At 61.6% G+C, this 2,804-nt stretch carries 4 protein-coding genes; 2 read left to right on the top strand and 2 right to left on the bottom strand.

Annotation, left to right across the window (positions count from 1 at the left end):
* The first annotated feature begins 9 nt into the window (after positions 1-9).
* Positions 10-243: a DUF1289 domain-containing protein gene (locus A2I95_RS29820; protein WP_291735698.1), complete on the top strand. Its 234-nt coding sequence runs from the start codon at positions 10-12 to the stop codon at positions 241-243.
* Positions 244-486: 243 nt separating this feature from the next.
* The gene (locus tag A2I95_RS29825; protein ID WP_291735700.1) at positions 487-1,158 is read left to right on the top strand and encodes a hypothetical protein; all 672 of its coding nucleotides are present in this window, start codon (positions 487-489) and stop codon (positions 1,156-1,158) included.
* Positions 1,159-1,249: 91 nt separating this feature from the next.
* Here A2I95_RS29825 and A2I95_RS29830 read toward each other — a convergent pair whose 3' ends face one another.
* Together A2I95_RS29830 and A2I95_RS29835 are read right to left on the bottom strand one after the other, a co-directional pair.
* Complete coding sequence (locus tag A2I95_RS29830; RefSeq protein ID WP_291735702.1) at positions 1,250-2,047, bottom strand: hypothetical protein; 798 nt, start codon at positions 2,045-2,047, stop codon at positions 1,250-1,252.
* Between the two features lie 10 nt (positions 2,048-2,057).
* On the bottom strand, positions 2,058-2,804 hold a 747-nt coding region (locus A2I95_RS29835; protein WP_291735704.1), incomplete at its 5' end, for a sulfite exporter TauE/SafE family protein.

A 2,804-nucleotide genomic window follows, 5' to 3' on the forward strand; every position in this document is an offset into this window, starting at 1 on the left:
GGGTGAATGATGACTGACGACGTATGGAAACGGGACGAGATCCAAAGCCCCTGCATCAAGATCTGCGTCGTCCACCCGGAGGCGCGCATCTGCACCGGCTGCTACCGCTCCATCGACGAGATCCGCGACTGGTCCAGGATGAGCAACGACGAACGCGCCGGCATCATGAACGATCTGCCGGAGCGCGCCAGCAAACTGGTCAAGCGCCGCGGCGGCCGCGGCGCAAGGTTAAAGCGCAGCTAACGCGGCGCGCGGTGAGGTAAGGCTCTGTCAATCATGCGGAATAAATTCTGACCCAATGTTTCGCGCGCGAAACATTCAGGCAGAATTGCTGACCTATCCTCTTCGGGTGCGGGAAATCAAAGTGCGCCATCTTTGTGTCGATGGAGGGACAAGACAGGTCGAAGCTGCTTCAAACATTTTCTTGCAAGAGTTTGAAGCGCCTGTTTCCATGGCGGACAATCCTCCAATTCCGGAAGCGATTTGATGAACTTTTTTCAACGCCTGCTCAACACATTCTCAAAATCAGATCCCCTGCCGGCTCAAGGGAGGCCAAGCACTCCTCCCGGAGAATCTCTGCTTCAGGGGGTTTACGAACTCTCCTTAGGAAACCCGCTCGCAAAGGAAGCCGCAGAATACGCCCTCAGCGGTCAAGCTTCCGGCGAAGAGGATTTTCATGATCTGATGACTTACTGCCCCAAAGCGGGGGTGATCTGCTACGCCTTGGAAAAATGCGGCCTTCTCGCCAGGGTGGACTGGGCGGAAGAAGCCTCAGAAGTGGTGCAGTGGTTCGAAGAAATCTTCGAACGCGCAGGTGTCGTGTGGTCGAAGGACGAAAGCAATGACTTGGTTGAGAAAGCGAACAAGGCAGGGCTGAAACGCGGCGAAGCCGTCGGCTTCGTGTATCTCGCAGCCCAATCACGGGCGTCACAAGTCGGCTTCGAAATCCTGGATATCAATACCGGGTCAGATCAGCACGCCTTCTTTGCGGTACCGAAGGCAACCGCCGCCAAATGGCGCTTTGTAGACCTTGGACAAGGAATGCGGATAGAAAACCCGGATTGGCAAATCAAGGAGCTCGCAAACGCCCATGGCTTTGAGCTAGCGTATCCCGCTCACCCAAAGAAGTCGCTTAGGCTGTTTCCACTCGACCTCTGATCTCAGGTCAGGAAGTAGCCGCCTAAGACACGCTGCGTGTCTGGCTGGAGCAAGTTTAGCGGCCATCGAACTCAGATCTGAAAGCTGACACCTACCCCTCCGCCAGCCACCCTTTGGTCCAATCCGCCAGCTCCGGGCGGAAATAGGCGATCATGCGCCCCTCTTCCGGCGCAGATGCCGCCTCGCCCCAGGGCGCAACTCCGTGCAGGCACAGCCGGTGCATCAGATAGGACTCGCCAGGCCTGGCCGGCAGGGTGATCCGCGGGCAGGTCTCAAACACCTCAGCGCGGGCGGCAGTATAGGCATCGGTCACATCCACCTCCGCCCAGGCCTCCGGCGGCACGCCCTCAAAGGCCGCAGCAAAGGCGCGGCGCATAATCCTGTGGCTGCCCTCCCAGATCACCAGGGGCGAGGCATCGGGGCTGCTTTCATTGAGCGGAATGCCCAGCACCCAGGCATGCGGCTCCTCCACCTTGCGGCGGCGGTGCGCGCCAAACATCTTCACCCCGTCCACATGCGCCGCATCGCGTTTGACGCGGTAGCGGAAGGCGGCCTCGCCCTCGCCCGGCCGCGGGCGCGGATAACCTGGAAAGACCGAGGACACCTGCGCCCGGTGTAGTCCAGGGATGGGGCCAAGGTGTTGGGTGATGAAGTCCACCGGCGCGCCGGCCAGCGGCGGGCCATCCGGCAGACGGCCCGCAGCGTCATTGGGCAGCGCATCAACGCCGATGAACCAGGTGCGCTCGCATTGGAACCACTCGGCGCAGGCCGGGTCATCCAGCGCCCGGATCCCGTGCTGCAGTGCATCCGTTGCCCAGGCAGAGATTTGCGGGTCACGGGCGAAGCGCACCCAGCCTTTATCCTGAAACTGCTCGAATTTCTCCGGCATGATGTCCCTCTTAATATCCGAAAGCCTTGCGCAGCATGTTCAGTGCCACCAGCACCAAGAACGCTCCGAACACCCGTTTCAACGGCTTGGGGTTCATCGCATGGGCCAGTTTCACCCCCCAGGGCGCAGTGATCAGCGTCATCGCAATCACAATGAAGAATGCCACCAGGTTAACCGCCCCGATCGTGAACGGCGGCCGCGTGGCCGGGTCCAGATCCAGCAGCAGGAACCCCGCCACCGACGGTACCGCGATGATCACGCCAAAGCCCGCAGCGGTCGCCACCGCCCGGTGCACCGCCACCCCGTGCAGGGTCATCAGCGGCACGCCAAAGCTGCCGCCGCCGATGCCCATCAGCACTGACAGGAACCCCACCGCAGGCGACAGCACCAGCCGCTTGCCGCCCTTAGGCATGGCTTCAGCCAGCCGCCAGTCCGCGCGGCCCAGCCCCAGGTAGCAGCCGATCACCAGTGCCAGCCCGCCAAACACCCCCTGCAGCACGGTCGAGCGCAGCGCCGAGGCTGCCAGCACGCCAACCACTGCCCCCAAGGCAATGCCCAGCCCCCAGCTGCGCAGGATCTCCCAATCCACCGCGCCCTTCTTGTTGTGGCTCAGGACGGAGCGCACAGAGGTCACGATGATCGTCGCAAGGGAGGTCGCAAGGCACATCTGCATCAGCTGATCGCCGCCATATCCAAGCGTTTGAAAGGCATAGAAGAAGGCCGGTACCAGCACGATACCGCCGCCAACCCCCAGAAG

The organism is Leisingera sp. F5 (genome assembly GCF_001593695.1).

Excerpts from the sequence above, each read along its gene's own strand:
- A2I95_RS29820 (WP_291735698.1), top strand. The coding sequence starts at position 10 with ATGACTGACGACGTATGGAAACGGGACGAGATCCAAAGCCCCTGCATC.
- A2I95_RS29825 (WP_291735700.1), top strand. The coding sequence starts at position 487 with ATGAACTTTTTTCAACGCCTGCTCAACACATTCTCAAAATCAGATCCC.
- A2I95_RS29830 (WP_291735702.1), bottom strand. The coding sequence starts at position 2,047 with ATGCCGGAGAAATTCGAGCAGTTTCAGGATAAAGGCTGGGTGCGCTTC.